Source organism: Mycobacterium sp. 236(2023), from assembly GCF_029623955.1.
Lineage (GTDB): Bacteria > Actinomycetota > Actinomycetes > Mycobacteriales > Mycobacteriaceae > Mycobacterium.
Window position 1 is genome coordinate 401,682 of the sequence record NZ_JARSBP010000004.1, and the last position, 18,524, is coordinate 420,205.

Sequence of the window (18,524 nt, forward strand, 5' to 3'; positions counted from 1 at the left end):
TCCTCGCGCACGCGCCGATCGGCGACGTCTGCAGTGTCAGCGAGCACATCTCGCCGAGTGCACCCCGGTCGGCTTGAGTGCCGCAGCCACAACGTCGCCGAGCTCCACGACACCGAGGATGCGGCGTGGAGCGTGGTGCCAGAGGCCGAGCGGTACGCGTACACGCTGTTCGCGTACTGGGTGGTCTGCGTCCGATTCGACGACGGGAACAGTGAGCCATGGTCGCCCGCCGACGACTGGCCGGGCTTATCTGTCTGCCCCGATCTGTCGACATACGCGCCGATCGGCTACGACATCGTCAACAGCGACTTCGGCGGGGGGTTTGACTGCTCGCCTCTGTCCTGCAATAGCGTCGCGAACGAGCAAGTGGTCAACGAACATTGCCTCGTCGATGACATCGAAGTGGCGCTCGAGCTGGGTGGCTTGTTTTCCAGCCAGGCCGCGAGTGTGGAGCCTAGGCCGTATCACGTGGTCGAGGTGCTGTGGCGGATGCGCCCACAAGACAGGGCTTGAGGGCCTGCGCGACGATCCGGGTCCGACCGTTCTTTGGCCGACTTCGCCGAACTGCCAGGCCTTCCAAGGACTCTCGTCGCTCAGCCGGAGTTAGGTCTCCACCCATTCTGGGGTTAGCTTCGCGCTTCGGGAATACGGCCGAATCGAATACGGCGGGTTACCAGTATGGATAGGCCGTGTTCATAACTCGCTCAAGTGATTTCGAGGCGAACCCCTTGTCCCCTTCGTTCATCCCAGTCTCATGCTCTCCTGGGAATCGATGCCCCCTGCGGGCAGCATTGGATCTCTGCAAAGCAGTCATCCTTGCTCGTCAGTCGAGATCGAAGGCGTGCTGAATGGCCGTTGTCAGTAATTCTTCCTGATCAGGAAGGAAGAACCCGATCTGACGCCCCAGTGCCGCGACCGGGATCGTGACGATGTTGTCAACGCTGACGACGGAATCCTTCTTGAGCCCGTTGCGCGCACCTACTGGAACTTCGGTCGACAGGCCGCGGACTGTTCCGGTGATCGGTGCGACAGTGACTCTGGTCAGGTGTGGCCGCACGAGTTCCCGAGTCAGGATGAGAACCGGCCGAGCCTTGTCGAGTTGGGCTACGTGAATTGGTCTCAATCGATATCCAGCTCGAAGGTTGACGTATGAGCAGCAAGCGCATCGAAGTCATAATCTGTTGTCGTGTGCTTGGCGAGAATGGCCGCATCGCGGGCGGCGATCAGGCGGCGTCGCTCACGTTCGAGCGCTTTGAGGACAAATGATGCCCGGCTTTCGACGTGACGCTGGTCCACTTCCCTGTCGATAAAGTCGACGACTTCATCCGGAAGTCGAACGGCGATCTGCTTGCTCACAACAGCGATGGTACCGATATGGGATGCGAATCGCTACCGCTGGTTGTCGACTGCATGGACGCCTCAGCAAACGCGCTTGCTTTGGAACCACCGTCAACGAGGAATACGGCGGGTTACCAGCAGCCTGAATTCAGGCGCCGCGCCAATAACCCACGATCGCGATGGTCTCCCCAGAGTGGACACTAGGTCGTGGCTCTTTCTGCAACAGTATTCAAAGTCGAGCTCGGCGTTTCCGATGTCGATCACGGTTACTACTCCGATCACACGCTGACCGTGGCCCGTCATCCCAGTGAAACCGATGAGCGGATGGTGGTGCGGCTGTTGGCGTTTGGGCTGCGCGCACACCGCCTCGGCGACGTCGACGGTGAGTTGGCGTTCGGGCCGGGCCTGTCCACTCCCGGCGTGCCGGACTTGCGGCTCGCGGACTACACAGGCCGGATCCTGGAGTGGATCAATGTCGGCCAGCCCGATGAACGCGTCCTGGGCAAGGCGGTCAGCCAGGCCGAACAGGTGCTGCTGTTCCCGTTTGCCGCGGGTGTGACCACTTGGTGGCGCACTGTTGGCCCCAAAGTGGTGGGCCTGCCGAACCTGTCGGTGGTTCAGATACCGCACGCACCGGTGCAGCAACTGGCCCAGACTGTCGAGCGGCGAGTCCCGGCGCAGGTGATGGTGATGGAAGGTCAGGTGACGATGACCGTGGGTGACGTCGATGTCAGCTTCGCGCCCGAGCCATTGAAGTGAACGTCTGACCCCGAGGTGGTGGTTGGGCTGCCGGCAGACATCCAAGCGCCGGGTTGGCCTACGAATCCTGCAGGAAGGCAACGGGATTACCACGCAGTCCACCTTCGCCGCATGGCCAGACGCCGTCATTCAGCGGTTCCAACCCCGGTTCGTGATGGACTACCAGCTGATCGTTCAACGCGAACACGACGTAGCCGTCCCCGAGTAGCAGCACCCTGCTTGGGGTCGCATTCCCGTGCCCGGTGACAAAGAGTTCGCGCATGTTCATGTCCGCGTCGACGGCGCGCAGCGCACCGTCTCGCCAGAAAACTGCGGTGCCGCCGCGGTCGAGGGCCGGGTAGGTGGTGCGATAGGCGCTCAGCGCCGGACCACGCTGAACCGTTCCATCGGAACCAAACCGAACGAAATGCGATCGCGAAGGCACAATGTTCTCCGATTCCGGACCGGAAATTGCGCCGTCCGCGTCGATCAGCATCTGTGCATGAGTCGGCCACTTGCCTATCACCGCGCCGGTCGCATCGTGATGCGCAGTGCGGAATTCCCCATAGCCTTGGCAGCCGAGTAGGAACTCGCCGGGCCCGGCGATCGCCTTCAGATGCGATGGGCCCGGGGCAGTCTCGCCGAGCCGTTGACCGGTCGCGAGCGCTACGAAGAACGTAACCGCGACGCCGCTGCTTGCGCACGCGACCGTCGCGGCGATCCGCGAACGTGATACGAGAAGCGGATCTCTGCCGGCCTCCAACGTTCGGGAAGTCCACGGCGGCATCGGCCGATACTCCCCTTCAGTACTTTGTCCGGTATGCACCGCACCGGGAGACGAAATATCCGTCAGAGGAAGGGATGTCGACCACCGTGTGGTGCCGTCCTTGTCGTGACGAGCGACCCGAGCGTGACGATGTCGCGGCATGGAACGGCCCCGTCTTGTTGGTAAGAACCTCGCCAGACGATCCCGTCGAGTCTGAGGGAGGACGCGGCCAGGTGTAGTGGGTATCCACAGGGCCACGATTCCATCGGGTAGTACTACGTAGGCTCCCAACTCCTCCAACGGGTCGCTTTCAAGTTTGATCGAATCGACGCGAGTGCCCTCGGCGTTCAGCTCCATCATCACCACGCCCTTGGGGCTGCAATTAGCGAGCCACAGCGTGCCGGCCTTGGTCAGACGTGGCGGATACGGGCGCCCAAGGACCCGTCGATGCCACAGCATCGTCTTGCGCCTCGGATCGGCAGCGCGAACGAGTGTCACGCCCATCTCGCGGTAGTCGAACGCGGTGGTCACGATCGGGCTGTCGGCATCCCATGCCGCCAGGCCGCAGTTCTGTGTGGCTATAGACGCGAAGGCAACTCGGTCCGGTGTCATTTGCCCATTGTCAACCGCACCGAGGTCCACGGCGACGATTGCACAGATTTGACGGCGCCAGGTGACGCGCGAGAAGCCCAATGGATGCGCGCAATCGTCAGGTCAATGGAGTTGTGTTGCAATGAGATTGGCCCTCCAGGCGGCGAAACGGGGCAGTTTCCTCGGAGCCTCTACCCACGTCCGCCGTAGTTCACGAATCACGCTTATGCCCAACAATTTCGGCCCGCGTTATAGCCGCATTTGCTGACCGGGACCGGTTCGCGGTTGGAAGCGCCACCATTATGGTGTACTGCTGCGTACCCGACTTGTCGGTGGCAACTGTCACCCTGATCCGATTATGACCAAAGTCCGCACCTTCAGATTTCATGCCACGCACGGTCCGCCGCGGCTGTTCGACATGGCCCGCGAGCAGTTGAACGCGTTGGCCGGGCTCGGTCTCGAGATACCCCATGCACGATCACGTTTCGACGAACGCGACGTTCCCCTCGAGTATCTGGCCGACTTCGATCCGCAGCGATGGGAGTTGATCACCGTCGAAACGGCTGTGTCCACTGGGCGCATCGCGTACATGTCGCTGCGCACCATGCTCGAATCGGAGAACTACCTCTGGATCGTCCTGGCGTACGAGCATGTGATCACCGCATGGATCACGGACAATCGCGGTAGGAAATCAACGAATCCGCTCAACGTCACAGGCGGCCCGGTGTGGGAGTCGTACGCGCAGGGTGAACTGGCGAAGACTGCGGCGATCTTGGATTGGGAGCAGGCGTACATCCGTCGCGTTCGCGCGCATCAGGTGCTCACCGCGCTCGCGAATCGACCCAAGGATCGTCCGAACCGGGAGCGACTCGAGCGTGCGGCGAAGATCGCCTTCGATGGTGGAACGTGGCCCGAGGCCGCTGCCGCAGGGGGCTGGCCTTCGAGAAGCGGCCTGAAGGCCGCGATCAGGCGCGTGCTCCGAGCGGCCGAGCGGAGCCACGATCCCCCTGATGAATGAGGCAGCAGCCGATCGCTCATCCATCCCGTCTGACTTCTTGTGACAATCAATCCCATGGCCGACGTCCACGACCTTCCGCCGACCGCTCCGGGACGCACTCCCGTAAGAGTCATGACGATCGCAGGCTCCGATTCCGGCGGCAGCGCGGGCCTGCAGGCAGACATGCGCGCCTTCGCGATGCTGGGCGTGCACGGGTGCGCGGCGGTGACAGCCGTGACGGTGCAGAACACGTTGGGTGTCAGCGCGGTTCACGACATCCCGGTGGACGTCGTCGCCGGACAGATCAGCGCGGTGACTTCCGACATCGGCATCGAGGCAGCCAAGACCGGTCTGCTGCCGTCCAGCGAGATCATCAGAACCGTCGTGGCGACGTGGCGGTCTGAGGGTCTCGTTGACACCGTCCCTTTGGTCGTCGATCCGGTATGCGCGTCCAACATCGGTCAGCCGTTCCTCCACGCCAGCGCAGTCGACGCCATCCGGGACGATCTCATCCCTGCGGCCACGCTGGTGACGCCCAACCTCGACGAGGTTCGACTACTCGTCGGCATCGACGTCGTCGACGACGAGACCCAACGCGCCGCAGCCCGCGCGCTCCATGCGTTGGGACCGAAATGGGCACTAGTGAAAGGCGGCCACCTTCGGAGCTCGCCGACGAGCTCTGACCTTCTGTTCGACGGTCACGAGTTCCATCGCTTCACGACCGAACGAGTCGACACCCGACATGACCACGGCGCCGGAGACACTCTCGCCGCGGCGATCACCGCCGCGCTGGCGCACGGTTACCCCGTTCCCGAAGCGGTCCGATTCGGCAAGCTCTGGGTCACTGAGTGCATCCGCTCCGCCTATCCCCTGGGCCGTGGGCACGGCCCGGTGAACGGCATGGCCAGATTGTCGCGGTGAGTGTGGTTGTGCTCGCCCGGATCGACCACACGGGGCCGCCGTCGACGGCCCCGCGTGGCATGCGGAGCTTCCTACAGCGCCGGCGTGGTCGGCTGCAAAACCACGGTCGTCACGGCTTCGGCCCGCAGGTGCTCGAACTGCTGGTAGTCCGGATCGTTGATCATGTCGACGAAATGCTGACGGTTCGGGTACCGGAACAATCCGACCATGTCCCAGTCCCCACCCTCGGCTCCCACCAATGATGCGTGCCCCGTCCCCCCGTAGACGACGGTCACGCCGTAGCGCTCTTTCACCCCGGAACTGTCGAACCGTTCGATGTACTGCAGATACTTCTGTGCGCCGCCGGGCGCGAACTTGATCAGGTTGAGCATCACGACCGGGCCGGTCGGGTCTTCGGCGACGAACTGCTCGAGGTCGGCGGTATTGAAGGCTGGCATGAGAGCTCCTGTTGGTAAGTTACTTGCTATACAACACGCAACTTACCGAGTGGTACCGACAAGCCGCCCCCACAAGGAAAGATCTCCGTCATGGACGACGCGCGGCCGCTCAGGCGCACCCAGGCCGAACGGCGCGCGGAGGCAAAGCGGCGCGTGCTGGATGCTGCTACGTCGCTGGTCGCAGTACACGGGTCGCGCTCGGTGTCATTGGCCGCCGTCGGTGAGGCGGCCGGCTACAGCCGCGGAATCGTCAATCACCACTTCGGCAGCCGAGCACAACTACTGAAGGCGCTCATCGAGTACACGCAGCAGTTCGACGTGCCCGGCGACGCCGTCCTGGGGCTCGACCGGGTGACCGACTTCGTTCGCGCCTACCTGGGCGGGATGCATCAGCGCTCCCCTCGCTCCGAGGCCTTCCTCAAGCTGTGGGCCGAATCAGCAGGGGCCGAATCCTCGCTGGCGCCGATATTCGCCGAGCGCGACGCGGCGTTTCGGCATGTTCTCGAAGACCACGTCCGGACTGGCCTGGCGGACGGCTCGATCCGGTCCGACGTAGATCCCGCCACCACAGCTGTGGCGCTTATCGGGCTGCTGCGCGGCACGGCGATGCTGATGTTCACCACGGCGCGCGAGGTCTCTGCCGCCGACCTGTCCAAGGACGTCTCGCGCGGCGTCGCAACGAGTTTGGCCGCTCCGTGACAACGTCTGAAGGCGTCGATCACGCAGCTGTCGTGCGATGTCAGCCCGAACAACGGGCCACAGGCGGACAATGGCGCAATGTCCACAACGCTCTGGATCCTGGTCGCGATATTCGCCGTCGGCGTCATTGCCGGCGGCTTGTTGCGCATACGAGCGTGGCTGCAGAAGCCCGCCCCGCCCGAGATCATCGAGGCTGCGCGCCGCCGTAACGAGGAGGACGATCGCTCCCCCGAGTGAGCATGCTGAGTCCAGTACGGCACGCTATCGCCATGGAGGAAGCGTGAGCTCAGTCGCCGAATTCGACTTTGTCATCGTGGGCGCAGGCAGCGCAGGATGTCTGCTCGCGAACAGGCTCAGCGCCAACCCTGAGCACCGTGTGCTCTTGATCGAGGCCGGCGGCAAAGACAACTGGTTCTGGATCAAGGTGCCGGTGGGCTACCTGTACACGATCGCCAATCCCCGCACCGACTGGTGCTTTACAACCGAACCCGACCCCGGTCTGGCCGGCCGCAGCATTCACTACGCGCGGGGCCGCGTGATCGGCGGCTGCTCGTCGATCAACGCCATGATCCACATGCGCGGCCAGGCAAGCGATTACGAGCTGTGGGCCCAGGCCACCGGTGACGATCGGTGGCTCTGGGGCGGACGAGATGGTCCCGGCGAGACGCTGTCGATCTACAAGGAGTTGGAAGACTACTTCGGCGGCGCCGACGAATGGCACGGCGCCGAGGGTGAGATCCGCGTCGAACGACCGCGCGTGCGCTGGCAGATCCTGGACGCCTGGCAGGACGCCGCGGCCCAGTTGGGCATTGCCCCGATCGACGAGTTCAACCGCGGCGACAACGCCGGCAGTGCGTACTTCCATGTCAACCAAAAACGGGGCCGCCGTTGGTCGATGGCCGATGCCTACCTGCATCCGGTCGCCCGCCGGCCGAATCTGACCGTCTACACCAACACCCAGGCCTTGCGGCTCCTGATGGATGAGCAGGTTCACGACGGTCAGCGTCGCGGTGCATGGACCACGGCCGCACACCGCGCCACCGGCGTGTTACTGCTCAAAGACGGGCACGTCGTCGACGTCGCGGCCCGCCGCGAGGTGATCCTGAGCGCCGGGGCGATCGGGTCGCCGCATCTCATGCAGGCGTCGGGTCTGGGTCCGGCCGGGCTCCTCGCACAGCATCACGTGCCGGTGGCCGTCGATCTACCCGGAGTAGGCGAAAACCTCCAGGATCACTTGCAGCTGCGAACGGTGTACAAGATCCGGGGCGCCAGGACCGTCAACACCCTGTACCGCAACCTTTTCACCCGCGCCGGCATGGGAATCCAGTACCTGTTGTTGCGCTCGGGGCCGATGACCATGCCGCCTTCGACACTGGGCGCGTTCGCCAAGAGTGACCCCGCGCTGGCCAGTCCTGACCTGGAGTGGCACGTGCAGCCCTTGTCGTTGGCCAAGTTCGGCGAACCGCTGCACCGGTTCGGGGCGATCACCCCGTCGGTGTGCAATCTGCGACCCACCTCGCGTGGGCACGTCCGCATCGTCGGAGCAGACCCGATGACCTACCCGAAGATCAACTGCAATTACCTGTCTACCGACGCTGATCGTCATGCCGCCGTCCTCGGTCTCCGGATGACCCGGCAGATCATGGCCACGTCTCCCCTGGCCCGGTACCACCCGGAAGAACTGCTACCAGGCGCGCAATTGGTCAGCGACGAAGACCTCGAGCAGGCCGCGAGCGAACTCGGTACGACGATCTTTCATCCCGTGGGAACGTGCGCGATGGGAGCCTTCGACACGCACGGAGTGCCGCAGTCGCCCCACACCGTGCTCGACACCGACTGCCGCGTATACCGCGTCGCTGGCCTCCGTGTGGTCGACGCGTCGGCGATGCCCACCATCACGTCGGGGAACACCAACGCCCCGGTCATGCTGATCGCCGAGCGCGCGGCCCGGGCGATCCTGGAATAAACCCGGCGCCGGCGAACTTGGCTCGAGAGTCGCCCTCCCCCGACTCAGGAGCATTCCCCCATGACCCGTCCCGTTCGCGTCGCCGTGCAGATCCAGCCCGGCGGCACCCCTGACTACGCAACCTGGCGCCAGGCCGTGGTGGCCGCCGACGACCTCGGTGCCGACGTGATCTTCGGTTACGACCACTTCCACCGCCCGGCGATGAAAGCCCTCGTCGACGGCAAGCCCATCCTTTTCGACGAGCAACCCGACGTCTCCAACTTCGAGGGCTGGACAGCACTCGCATCGTGGGGCGAGATCACCTCCCACGCCGAGATCGGCCTCCTCGTCACCGGCGTCGGTTACCGCAACGCGGACCTGCTCGCCGACATGGCGCGTACCGTCGACCACATCAGCGGCGGCCGACTCATTCTCGGCCTCGGTGCGGGCTGGTACGAAAAGGACTACACCACTTACGGTTACGACTTCGGGACCTTCGGCTCACGCTTCGACCTGTTCGACGAGAGCCTCCTGCGTATCGAGAACCGCCTTGCTGCACTGATCCCGCCGCCCGTACGCAAACTACCGATCCTCATCGGCGGCACCGGGCCCAAGCGCTCCCTGCCCGCCATCGCCCGCCACGCCGACATCTGGCACGCCTTCGCGGACCTCGACGCGTTCCGCAGGGCCAGTGACCGCGTGGACGAACTGGCAGATTCGTTCGGGCGCAACGGCGCCGACATCGAACGCTCGACGCTCTGGGGGGACGCGCACAACGCCGACGCCTTCCGTGAGGCAGGAGTCACGCTGTTCCAGATCGAACTCACCGCCGACGACGACTACGATCTGGCGACCCTCAAGGACGTGCTCGCCTGGCGCGACAACGGGTGACCGCTAGCTGGTGGGCAGACGCAGAACGTAGCCAGCCTCGAGTGCCACCCACAGCGCACCGTCGGCGGCCATTGCGAGTCCGTGCGGTTCGCTGTCTGCCGGGAGGTCGATCATCGTGACCTCGCCGTCGGCGCTGACATGGGCGAGTTGATCGGTCTCCCAGAGGCTGACCCAGACCCCGTCGGCTTGATCGGCCACGACGGCGTGGGGCTTTCCCGGTAGATCCAGTTCCTGGATTGCCTCGTTCATCGGTATACGGCCGAGCTTGTTGGCCCGAATTTCGGTGAACCACACCGCATCATCGTGCGTCGCAGCAATGCCGACCGGTCCCGCCGACGGCGTCGGGGTCTGCCGGATGCTCACATTTCCAGCCAAATCCACCCGTCCGATGGCGCTGCTCTCGTTGAGAGTGAACCAGAGGGCGCCGTCGGGACCCGAGGTGATCATCGACGGCCGTCCCCGTGGGACCGCCGCCACGTCTACCTCACCGTCAAACCCGACTCGGCCCACCGCCCCGGATCCCATGGCCGTGAACCACAGCGCGTCGGCGGGTCCGACGCACAGACCGAAAGGTGCACTGCCGTCAGGCAACTCGATGTCACGCCGCGCACCGTCCACCGTGATACGGCCGATCCGGTCGTCACCGTTGCGCGTGAACCACAGCGCGCCGTCAGGGCCGGCGACGATGATCGAGGGCTTGCTATCCGGATGCACCGGATGGACATCCACCCCACCGTCCGGGGCGATGCGCGCGATCTCGCCACTGTGGACGAGAGTCACCCAGCACGCGCCGTCGGGCCCCAGGCACAAGGCGTACGGCCCGCCTGGCAGAGGAATGTCGAGGGCCCGGCTCACGCCACGACGCTAACAGCCCCGCTTCGCTCAGCCCGACGTCTCGGCGTCGAGACGCGCGAGCGTATCGGCCAACTGATCCTCGGTGACCAAAGGAAACTTCACTTTCTCGAGAAGCTTCTTGTCGGTGACCTTCGACCAGTCATAGGTGTGGCGCACCAGCGTGCTGTCAGGTCCCTGCGGCTCCAACTCCCACAGCCACTCCCACCCGGGAGGCTCGACGCCGGCTGGCGCTGTCTTCCAGGCCAGCAGCTTGTCCTTCACGTAGCCGGACACATGGTTATCGGTCTTGTATTCACCGCCCATATGGTCGCCCTGCATGTTCATCGTGAACACCTCGCCGACCTTCTGGATGCGATCGGCGTGATCCACGCTGCGGATGAACCCGGAGCCATCGAGCGCCTGATGCCGTTCGGGGTTGGAGAGGATGTCGAACACCGCATCAACCGGTGCCGCGATCGTACGTTCAACAGTGACCTTGTCGTTGTCGCTCATACTCTCCGGCGTGCCCAGACTTGTCGGGCCGGAAACGTCGGGCGTCAGAACGCGAACGTGCCGTGCTCGATCAGGGGTGCGTCAGCCCCGGCAGGCAGTTGATGAGTGGAATGCACGGCGGCGGAGGTGGCGGCGGCGGTCCGGGAGGATTGCCCGAAAGCGAAGATACATGCCTGATCGTGTGCACAATGCCGCATCTGGCCATGCTGTGTCAGAAGTTAACTATTTCCACCTATGGCGGAGATGGCTGCCGCCGAGTCGAGATCGCCGTACGCGTTGGCGTACCGCTGTGCCAGCGTGACGGCCACCTCGACGCGCTGCCACAACCCGCCATCGGCGCTTGCCGTGCACAACCACAGGGCGAGTCCGTGAGCCACCGAGGCCCGGTAACGCGTCCACACCTCATCGAGCGACGGCATCTCGTCGGCGGGCAGCGCGAGCGCATCGCGGTACTGCTCGAGCAACTGCCCCTCGTGTGCGCGCCGGTCCTCGGTCGTGAGCGCCCCTTGCAGGAAGTAGCCGAGGTCGAGTGACCAGTTGCCGCGTCGGGCCATCTGCCAGTCCAGAAATCCGACCTCGTTCCCGGGGGTGACGTAGGTGTTCCCGATGTGTGGATCGCCATGGAGCAGGGTCTGCGGCGATGTCGTCAACGTGCGGATGTAGGGCTTCCAGATCGATTCGACGAGTTCGTCGATGCCCAGCGACAACACCTCCGGTGGCGTGTCGTCGTCGAGGCGTTCCAGTGCTGACGGCAGCGGCGCATATTGGAGCCCGTCGAACGGCAGGAACGGCTCGAGCCAATCGAGGTCCGGGTTATTCAGGACCCGTGTCCCCCAGTGGCGGCCGTGCATCCGGCCCAGGGCGCGCACTCCGGACCCGGCCTGCTCAGCTGTCAACGGGTGCAGCGAATCTCGCGGGTCGGCGCCTCGTGCCGCCAGGTCCTCCATCACCATGAGGAAGTCGTAGGCATCCTCGTCGATCAGTGCCGCATAGACGGTCGGATGCTCGAGCGCGAGGTCGACACCCGACATGAACAGCCGCGGTTCATGGAACATGCCACTGGTCATGCGGATCAAATCTTTGTGGTCCGGGTCGGCGGCTTTCACGAAAACCGTTGCGGGGCCGCTCCCCTGCGCATAGCTCAACGCCAGGCGGGCGCGCCGGTTCGTGCCGTCGTCGCGCAGTGCCACGGTGACGCCGTCGACCACGGCATCCGGATGGTGGTCAGACAGTGCGGCCGTCATCCACTCCGGAGTCATTTCTTCCCAGCTCGTCGGCATCGACACCGCGCTCACAGACATCGCCTCTCGTTGACTACCCGGCAGTAACGACACGGACCGTGTCGTTACTATCGGCAAGCTACCTCAGAAGGTCGGCGCTGCGCCACGGAATGACGCCTTAAGCTCACGCCATGGCCGGGACGGCGGGCGGCAGACCGCGCGACAAACAGATCGACAACGCGATCCTTGAGGCCACCCGCGCGCTGCTCGCCGACGGCAGCTACAACGACCTGTCGATGGAGCGCGTCGCCGCGCACGCGCAAGTCGGCAAGAAGTCGCTCTACCGTCGCTGGTCGTCCAAGGCGGCACTCGTCGCCGACGCCGTCCTCGACGCCTACGGGCGTGACGGATCCTTCGAGGTACGCAACACCGGCGATCTCGCTGCCGACCTCCGCTCGTGGCTCGTCGAGCACGCAGAATTCATTGCCGAACCCACCAACGCGGCGCTCATTCGCGCGCTGATCTCCGCCGCCGCCGCGCGACCGATCGACAACGAGGCGCTCTACGAACTACTGAGCGCCCCGCAGCACAGTGGGCTGATGCTCCGGTTGCGGGGCGCGGTGGCCGACGAGTGCCTGAGCGCAGACGCCGACCTCGATGCGATCGCCAACGCCCTGATCGGGACTCTGCTGCTGCGCGTTCTGAATGCCACGCCGCAAAGCAATTGTCCGCCAACGCAATTCGACGGACTTCTCAATGCTCTGCTGCACACGGATGACCGGCGATAGTGTGGCACATGTGCAGTCGTGGCATGGGGGACGCCTCGGTGACGCGCAGGCCGCACTGATCTCCGGGTGGCTTCCCCATCCCCGTCTTCGCGACGACATGAGTTGGAACCTCGGCGACACGGCGGTTCTCGACGTGGATTCCGGACGGGGCCGGGTCGTCGTCAAAGCCGGCGGCCCGGCCAACCATCACATCGGCCGCGAGATCACAGCGTTCCTGGCATTCACGGACTGTCTGGCGCAGACCGGCCGCGCCGCGAGGTTGCTTCACCACGATCGGGACGCCAATCTCCTTGTCCTCGAACACCTTCGCGGGTACTTGGTGGCGGGTGACGCTGCTGAGTTCGATCCCGAGACCTACCGTCAAGCGGGCATGATAGCCCGGACGTTCCATGATCAATCACACCGCGAGGATTCCGGCTGGGATGCCGGCGCGGTGGCGAAATCGGTTGGCTGGCTTGACAAACCGCATCGAATCGCGCCCGGGACCGTCGCGGACCTGCGGGTGATTCTCGCCGGATACCGGCCACGCCCGATGACCGTCGTCCCCACTCACGGTGACTGGCAGCCACGGAACTGGCTCATCGACGACGACGGCACCGTCCAGGTCATCGATTTCGGTCGCTTCGCGTGGCGCCCTGCGGTCAGCGACTTCTGCCGGCTTGCTGCTCAGCAGTGGCGCGATGACCCCCGGCTCGAAGATGCATTCTTCACTGGCTACGGCGGGGACCCCAGAACACCGGATCAGTGGCGGATGTTCGCGGTCCACGAAGCGATCGGCACGGCCGCATGGGCCTATCAGGTCGGTGATGAGCCGTTCGAACAGCAGGGCCACCGCATGATCGCCGAGGCCCTGGAGCTCTTCTAGTACCGTGGCGACGGTGAAATCGCCCCGTCTGGTTGCCCCCGTCGCATTCGCCGCCTTCGCCTTGACACTGACCGCTTGCGGCTCCGGGGCGGTGCCGTCTTCGCAGGCGCAAGCCCCGGCCGCGGGCTGTCCGGCCGCGGCGCCAGCGAGCGATACCGCACCCGAGTGGACGCTTCCGGGCGCGACCGGCGACGTCGCCGTAACCGGATCCACCGACACCGCGGCACCGCTCGTCACCGTGACCCCGCCGTTCAGCGTGGCCGAGACGCAGGTTCACACGCTGCAGGCCGGGACCGGCCCCGTCGTCTCCCCCGCCGCGACCGTGTCCGTCTGCTACATGGGAGTCAACGGACGTGACGGATCCGTATTCGACAGCAGCTACCAGCGGGGAGCCCCTGTCGACTTCCCGCTCGACGGTGTCGTGACCGGGTTCCAGAAGGCCATCGCCGGACAGAACGTCGGCTCGACCGTCGCCGTCGCGATGACGTCGGCCGACGGCTACCCGCAGGGCCAGCCCGGCGCCGGAATCCTGCCGGGCGACTCGCTGATCTTCGCGATCAAGATCCTCGGCGCCACAGGCTGAACCTCAGAAGAGGTCCGGCGTCGTCGGCGCGACATCGTCCAGAAATGCGGTCACCATCGGTACGAGAATCGCAGCCTCACCCGCGAGCCCGATGTGTGACATCGCGGGCAGCACCACCAACCGCGCTGCGGGCGTCTTCTGGAGCAGTCCCGTCGTTGCCGCCTCGTCGTCGATTCCGCCGCGCAGCCGGAACAACGTCACCGCGTGGTCGAGGTTCACAGAATCCGCGTCGCCGACGATGACCATCGTCTTGGCTCGGATGCCGCGCACCTGCGCTTCGGGAATCTCCTGATCCTCGGCGTTGAGTGTCTTCATTTTCTCCAGATAAGCGCCGAACGCTGCGTCATCCGGGGTGTGGGCTCGGAACGCACGCTCGACTTCGGTCCCGGCGAAAGCCGCGGCATCGAGGTGCGCCATCGACTCGGGTAGCGACGGATGCCAGCCATCCCTGTGGAAGGTGGCCGACATCAACACCAACTTGCCCACGACGTCGTCATGCCGGATCGCCAGCTGTAAAGCGACGCCACCACCCTGCGAGTAACCCATCACATCGACACGCTCGACGCCCAACGCGCGCAACAGTTCCGCGGCGTCGTCGGCGAACTGCTCGTAGGACATGGCCCGCGACGTGTCCGGTGTCCGATCGTGGCCCTGCTGATCGAAGGTGATCACCGGGCGTCGTTCGGCGAATCGCGTCACCCACTCCGGCATCGAGCCTGCCGACATGAACGCGCCCGGGATCAGCAACAAAGCCGGTTGAGCGGCGTCGAGATTCCCGTAGACCTCGTAGTAGACGTTGAGGCCGTTGATCGGAAAGCGGCCGCTGCGCGACGGTGTTGCTCCCATATCGGTTGGACTCGGCGGACTCACAGAATTCATCGCGGTCGCCACTGATTCACCGGCGCGGCCGACAATTTCGGCGCATACTCCAGCCAACCGCAGACGAGGGGAATCACCAATGACAGCTTCACATCGCCGCCGGGCCGGCCGGCTGGTGCCGCTCGCTGTGATCGCTGCGTGCGTCTTTTCCGCGCCGCTCGCGTCCGCGGATCCCTACACGCCGGTGCAGACACAGGACAACGCGGAGTTCGCGATCGCCGACGGCTATATCGCCAAGCAGATCAACTGCACGCCCGACATGCCGGCTACGTTCGAATCGATCACCTGGAACCCGCCGGGCTTCACACCGGCGGGAGGTTCGGGGATGATCCACGACGCCGATCCGGCGCTCGGTGGTCCCTTTGTGGCGACATGGGCGGGCAACTACTGGGACATCGAATACCAGTACTGCTGAAACACTTTCGCTCTGCCGGGTCTAACGGGAATCGCGCTCTGCCATCCTGCGACGGTTGATCAGGTACGCGCCGACGGCGCCTGCGGTGGCGCCGACACCGAGGGTGGCCCAGCCGGTCGGCAGGTTCGCCACCGACGTGAGGATGCCAAGACAGACACCGGCGGCGACCGCGAACGCCGCCGTGATCGCAACGATCTGCCACCAGGGCATCGGGAAGCCGGAATTCGACATGACATGACGCTATCGCGCTATGGGATCGCCCTGGACGATATCGCTCGCCGAATGGCAAGACGAAACAGGCCCTTGTCACTTTGAATGCATGTGTGACCACGGATGAGGCCCGCGCCGGCGTCCTGATGGCGATCGCCGCCCAGATCTGCATCCAACTGGGCATGGTCGTCGCCGTCGGACTGATCGACCAGATCGGCTCTGATGGAACCGCCTGGCTACGACTGTCATTGGCAGGGATCCTGCTGTTGGTCGTCGTCCGGCCGAAGCCGTCGGCGTTCACCTGGCGCACCTTCGGCATGAGCGTGGTGCTCGGCGGCGTCACCGCCGCCATAACGTTGTTCTTCATGGCATCACTGGACCGTCTGTCGCTCGGTACCGCGACGGCTCTGGAATTTCTCGGTCCCCTGGTGCTAGCCGTGATCCACGGAAGCGGACGTCATCGGTTGGCGTGGCCGGCTTTCGCCGCGGCCGGTGTGGTGCTCCTGAGCGAACCCTTCGGTGACGGTATCGACCCCAAAGGTGCGTTCCTGGCGGTCATGGCGGGGGTCTGCTGGGCCATCTACATCCTTCTCACCCAACGCGTTGGTGACGAGGTCGCCGGCATCAACGGGCTCGCCGTGTCGATGCCGATCGCAGGCCTGGTCGCCACCTGCTTCGTCGACAAGCTCGCATTCTCGCTGCTGACACCGCAATTGATCCTGATCGGCCTCGGCATGGCTCTACTGCTGCCAGTGATCCCGTACGTCCTGGAGCTGCTGGCGCTGCGTAGGCTGACCACCGCGACGTTCGGCATCCTGATGAGCCTGGAGCCGGCGTTCGCGGTCCTCGTCGGATTTCTTCTGCTCGACCAGAATCCCGGAGTGACAGGACTTTTCGGGATTGCCGCAGTGGTGGCCGCCGGAATCGGGGCATCGCGCTCCGGAGGTCGTGAGATGGCGGTACCGCTGGAAGTGGGCTGACGGTCAGCGCAGGGAACCGGGCGGCCAATCGATACCGATCTCGTCGCAGATCGGCGGGATGATGATCAGCGATCCGCGCGGACTGCAGAACGGCATCGGCGGCGGCTGCGGCGGCGGAGGTGCCGCCGGAGGCAACGGCGGCGGTGGCGCCGCAGGGCGAGGTGCACCCGACCACGGGTACATGGTGTTGGTGGTGACGTCGGTGATGCCGAAGGAGTCCCAGTACCAATCGTGGCAGACATTCCAGTCCCACGAAAGAACTTGTCCGCCAGGCGGCGTCGGATCACCCGGGCACCAATGCGTGCACGTCAACCCCGGCGGGCAGTTGCCGCCCTGATAGCTCGGGCCCTGCGCCGATGCGATCGGCAGCGCTGATCCCGACAACACGAGACCCGCGGCGGCAGCGACACCCGCGGCGAACCGCACAGTCCGGTTCATCGTAAATCCTTTCCGCGACGCGACATTGGGCCTCCATCACACCCGCGGGACGCCCCTACCGATCCCAACTTTCGGCTCGGGGGTCGCCCGGACTGCGACGTCGCGCGCTGGTGCGCCATCTCCAGTTCGGCGATGAGCGCGTCGACCTCGGCGCGCCGCTCAGCCGGCACCTTCAGCGAGTAGAACGTGCCCACGCTGACGATGACCTGCAGGAGCACCTGGTCATTCGCGGACCGGCGCCAGCGCCCGCGAGCGTGCGTGAAATGCCAGGTTTTCGCGGCGCGCCGGTGCGCAGACACGCGCGCTCGCGGTGCAACTACCGTCGGTAGTAGGGGTGTGGCAATAGGATTTGCCGCCTAGTATCCCGTCGGTGTGGAAGAGGTTGCAATGACACGTGCACCACACCGACGGGCATTCCTCAGGAGCGGCCTCGCCGTGATCGCCGGCCTTGCGGGCGGCGTCGCGTGCACGAGTCCCGACCTCACCGAGCGTCCGCGGCAGCGGGAACCGCACATCGCCGAGCATTTCCTGGTCCACACCAACCTCGAATACGCGGCCCCCGCCGAGCGGGGCCACCTCCTCGACCTGTATGTGCCGCTGGCCGCGGCAGGACCGGTGCCAGTCGTCATCTTCCAGATGGGTTCGGCGTTCAAAAGCGATGACACCAAAGGCAAGGCGCTGGCCGACGGGGACGGTGTCGACATCGAAGATCCCCCGTCGGCGGGCGGCATGATCGATGCGCCACAGCTGGCGACCCTGTGGGTGCCGCGGGGCTACGCCGTCGTCGGACTCAACGTCCGCAGCAGCAGCCAGGTCAAGTTCCCGGGACAGGTTCACGACGTCAAAGCCGCCATCCGATTCCTGCGCGCGAACGCCAAGAACTACGGCCTCGACCCCGAGCGCTTCGCGACGATGGGCAACAGCAGCGGCGCGTGGGTGTCGACCATGGCCGGCGTGACGTCCGGGATCGCCGAACTGGAGGGCGATCTCGGCAACCCCGGACAGCCCAGTTCGGTTCGCGCCGTGATCGATCTGTTCGGCCCGACCGATTTCCTCGCGATGGACGCCCATCGGCTGCCCGACGGGGAGGTACACGACGCACCGGACTCCCCCGAGTCCGAACTCATGGGATTCCCCATCCAGGACGACCGCGTTGCGGTCGAAAAGGCAAATCCGGCAACGTATGTGACCGCGGACAGCCCACCGATCTTCATCGCGCACGGAACCGCCGATCCGCTGGTGCCCTCCCATCAATCCGAGATCCTGTTCGACGCATACGCGAAAGCCGGCGCGACAGCCACCCTCGCGCTGCTGCCCGACGTCGGCCACACCGATGCGTATCTGTTCGCCCCGAACTACTCGCCGGGGCGAGCTGTCAAGCACACCGAAAGAGGAGTCACCGTCACGGGGTCCGATCCCGCGCCCACATTCGACGCGTTGCTGGCATTTCTCGACACGCATCTGCGCGCCTGACAG

At 65.0% G+C, this 18,524-nt stretch carries 24 protein-coding genes; 14 read left to right on the forward strand and 10 right to left on the reverse strand.

The genetic code is table 11. The features are described 5' to 3' along the window. Positions 1-57: 57 nt before the first annotated feature. A complete protein-coding gene (locus P9A17_RS18885; protein ID WP_278040227.1) occupies positions 58-513 on the forward strand; it encodes a hypothetical protein in 456 nt (151 codons plus the stop codon). A gap of 310 nt (positions 514-823) precedes the next feature. Here the strand turns inward: P9A17_RS18885 and P9A17_RS18890 are convergent, their stop codons facing one another. Both P9A17_RS18890 and P9A17_RS18895 read right to left on the reverse strand, forming a co-directional pair. Next, complete coding sequence (locus P9A17_RS18890) at positions 824-1,123, reverse strand: type II toxin-antitoxin system PemK/MazF family toxin (RefSeq protein ID WP_278040228.1); 300 nt, start codon at positions 1,121-1,123, stop codon at positions 824-826. Next, on the reverse strand, positions 1,120-1,356 hold the full coding sequence (locus tag P9A17_RS18895; RefSeq protein ID WP_278040229.1) for a YlcI/YnfO family protein: 237 nt from the start codon (positions 1,354-1,356) through the stop codon (positions 1,120-1,122). Before P9A17_RS18895 ends, P9A17_RS18890 begins: the two co-directional genes overlap by 4 nt. Before the next feature lie 189 nt (positions 1,357-1,545). Between P9A17_RS18895 and P9A17_RS18900 the strand changes: the two genes are divergently transcribed. Then, positions 1,546-2,097, forward strand: a complete 552-nt coding sequence (locus P9A17_RS18900) for a YaeQ family protein (RefSeq protein WP_278040230.1) — start codon at positions 1,546-1,548, stop codon at positions 2,095-2,097. 58 nt (positions 2,098-2,155) lie between these two features. On the opposite strand, the gene P9A17_RS18905 is transcribed toward P9A17_RS18900, so the two are convergent. Beyond that, complete coding sequence (locus tag P9A17_RS18905) at positions 2,156-3,454, reverse strand: hypothetical protein (RefSeq protein ID WP_278040231.1); 1,299 nt, start codon at positions 3,452-3,454, stop codon at positions 2,156-2,158. Positions 3,455-3,791: 337 nt separating this feature from the next. Here P9A17_RS18905 and P9A17_RS18910 point away from each other — a divergent pair, with 337 nt between their 5' ends. Both P9A17_RS18910 and thiD read left to right on the forward strand, forming a co-directional pair. After that, positions 3,792-4,451 (forward strand): hypothetical protein, encoded by a 660-nt coding sequence (locus tag P9A17_RS18910; protein WP_278040232.1) that lies wholly within the window; start codon positions 3,792-3,794, stop codon positions 4,449-4,451. 54 nt (positions 4,452-4,505) lie between these two features. Beyond that, entirely contained in the window at positions 4,506-5,351 is an 846-nt protein-coding gene (gene thiD / locus P9A17_RS18915; protein WP_278040233.1) for a bifunctional hydroxymethylpyrimidine kinase/phosphomethylpyrimidine kinase, read from the forward strand. Between the two features lie 71 nt (positions 5,352-5,422). Here thiD and P9A17_RS18920 read toward each other — a convergent pair whose 3' ends face one another. Beyond that, positions 5,423-5,788 (reverse strand): hypothetical protein, encoded by a 366-nt coding sequence (locus P9A17_RS18920; RefSeq protein WP_278040234.1) that lies wholly within the window; start codon positions 5,786-5,788, stop codon positions 5,423-5,425. Between the two features lie 90 nt (positions 5,789-5,878). Between P9A17_RS18920 and P9A17_RS18925 the strand changes: the two genes are divergently transcribed. From P9A17_RS18925 to P9A17_RS18940, 4 genes are all read left to right on the forward strand, one after another. Beyond that, positions 5,879-6,487, forward strand: coding sequence for a TetR/AcrR family transcriptional regulator (locus P9A17_RS18925; protein ID WP_278040235.1), 609 nt, complete (start codon positions 5,879-5,881; stop codon positions 6,485-6,487). Between the two features lie 78 nt (positions 6,488-6,565). Further along, positions 6,566-6,724: a hypothetical protein gene (locus P9A17_RS18930; RefSeq protein WP_278040236.1), complete on the forward strand. Its 159-nt coding sequence runs from the start codon at positions 6,566-6,568 to the stop codon at positions 6,722-6,724. A 43-nt stretch (positions 6,725-6,767) separates the two neighbouring features. Then, positions 6,768-8,453 carry a GMC family oxidoreductase N-terminal domain-containing protein gene (locus tag P9A17_RS18935; RefSeq protein ID WP_278040237.1) on the forward strand — a complete coding sequence of 562 codons (1,686 nt, stop codon included), beginning with the start codon at positions 6,768-6,770 and terminating at the stop codon, positions 8,451-8,453. A 60-nt stretch (positions 8,454-8,513) separates the two neighbouring features. Then, positions 8,514-9,323, forward strand: a complete 810-nt coding sequence (locus P9A17_RS18940) for an LLM class F420-dependent oxidoreductase (protein ID WP_278040238.1) — start codon at positions 8,514-8,516, stop codon at positions 9,321-9,323. A gap of 3 nt (positions 9,324-9,326) precedes the next feature. Here the strand turns inward: P9A17_RS18940 and P9A17_RS18945 are convergent, their stop codons facing one another. From P9A17_RS18945 to P9A17_RS18955, 3 genes are all read right to left on the reverse strand, one after another. Beyond that, positions 9,327-10,178 (reverse strand): virginiamycin B lyase, encoded by an 852-nt coding sequence (locus P9A17_RS18945; RefSeq protein WP_278040239.1) that lies wholly within the window; start codon positions 10,176-10,178, stop codon positions 9,327-9,329. A 27-nt stretch (positions 10,179-10,205) separates the two neighbouring features. After that, entirely contained in the window at positions 10,206-10,670 is a 465-nt protein-coding gene (locus P9A17_RS18950; RefSeq protein ID WP_278040240.1) for an SRPBCC family protein, read from the reverse strand. Positions 10,671-10,888: 218 nt separating this feature from the next. Beyond that, positions 10,889-11,971, reverse strand: coding sequence for a phosphotransferase (locus tag P9A17_RS18955; RefSeq protein WP_278040241.1), 1,083 nt, complete (start codon positions 11,969-11,971; stop codon positions 10,889-10,891). Positions 11,972-12,081: 110 nt separating this feature from the next. Between P9A17_RS18955 and P9A17_RS18960 the strand changes: the two genes are divergently transcribed. The 3 genes from P9A17_RS18960 to P9A17_RS18970 all read left to right on the forward strand — a co-directional run bounded on the left by P9A17_RS18960 (position 12,082) and on the right by P9A17_RS18970 (position 14,126). Beyond that, positions 12,082-12,678 (forward strand): TetR/AcrR family transcriptional regulator, encoded by a 597-nt coding sequence (locus P9A17_RS18960; RefSeq protein ID WP_278040242.1) that lies wholly within the window; start codon positions 12,082-12,084, stop codon positions 12,676-12,678. Then, complete coding sequence (locus P9A17_RS18965) at positions 12,665-13,543, forward strand: phosphotransferase (RefSeq protein WP_278040243.1); 879 nt, start codon at positions 12,665-12,667, stop codon at positions 13,541-13,543. Before P9A17_RS18960 ends, P9A17_RS18965 begins: the two co-directional genes overlap by 14 nt. A gap of 67 nt (positions 13,544-13,610) precedes the next feature. Next, positions 13,611-14,126, forward strand: coding sequence for an FKBP-type peptidyl-prolyl cis-trans isomerase (locus tag P9A17_RS18970; RefSeq protein WP_278040585.1), 516 nt, complete (start codon positions 13,611-13,613; stop codon positions 14,124-14,126). Positions 14,127-14,129: 3 nt separating this feature from the next. Here the strand turns inward: P9A17_RS18970 and P9A17_RS18975 are convergent, their stop codons facing one another. Further along, complete coding sequence (locus P9A17_RS18975; RefSeq protein WP_278040244.1) at positions 14,130-14,972, reverse strand: alpha/beta hydrolase; 843 nt, start codon at positions 14,970-14,972, stop codon at positions 14,130-14,132. Between the two features lie 112 nt (positions 14,973-15,084). Here P9A17_RS18975 and P9A17_RS18980 point away from each other — a divergent pair, with 112 nt between their 5' ends. After that, complete coding sequence (locus tag P9A17_RS18980) at positions 15,085-15,420, forward strand: hypothetical protein (RefSeq protein ID WP_278040245.1); 336 nt, start codon at positions 15,085-15,087, stop codon at positions 15,418-15,420. A gap of 21 nt (positions 15,421-15,441) precedes the next feature. Here the strand turns inward: P9A17_RS18980 and P9A17_RS18985 are convergent, their stop codons facing one another. Beyond that, entirely contained in the window at positions 15,442-15,651 is a 210-nt protein-coding gene (locus tag P9A17_RS18985) for a hypothetical protein (protein WP_278040246.1), read from the reverse strand. Positions 15,652-15,743: 92 nt separating this feature from the next. On the opposite strand from P9A17_RS18985, the gene P9A17_RS18990 reads away from it, so the two are divergent. After that, positions 15,744-16,610, forward strand: a complete 867-nt coding sequence (locus tag P9A17_RS18990) for an EamA family transporter (protein ID WP_278040247.1) — start codon at positions 15,744-15,746, stop codon at positions 16,608-16,610. A 3-nt stretch (positions 16,611-16,613) separates the two neighbouring features. Here P9A17_RS18990 and P9A17_RS18995 read toward each other — a convergent pair whose 3' ends face one another. Next, a complete protein-coding gene (locus P9A17_RS18995) occupies positions 16,614-17,048 on the reverse strand; it encodes a hypothetical protein (RefSeq protein ID WP_278040248.1) in 435 nt (144 codons plus the stop codon). A 387-nt stretch (positions 17,049-17,435) separates the two neighbouring features. Here P9A17_RS18995 and P9A17_RS19000 point away from each other — a divergent pair, with 387 nt between their 5' ends. Continuing rightward, the gene (locus P9A17_RS19000) at positions 17,436-18,521 is read left to right on the forward strand and encodes an alpha/beta hydrolase (protein WP_278040249.1); all 1,086 of its coding nucleotides are present in this window, start codon (positions 17,436-17,438) and stop codon (positions 18,519-18,521) included. The last annotated feature ends 3 nt before the right edge of the window (positions 18,522-18,524 follow it).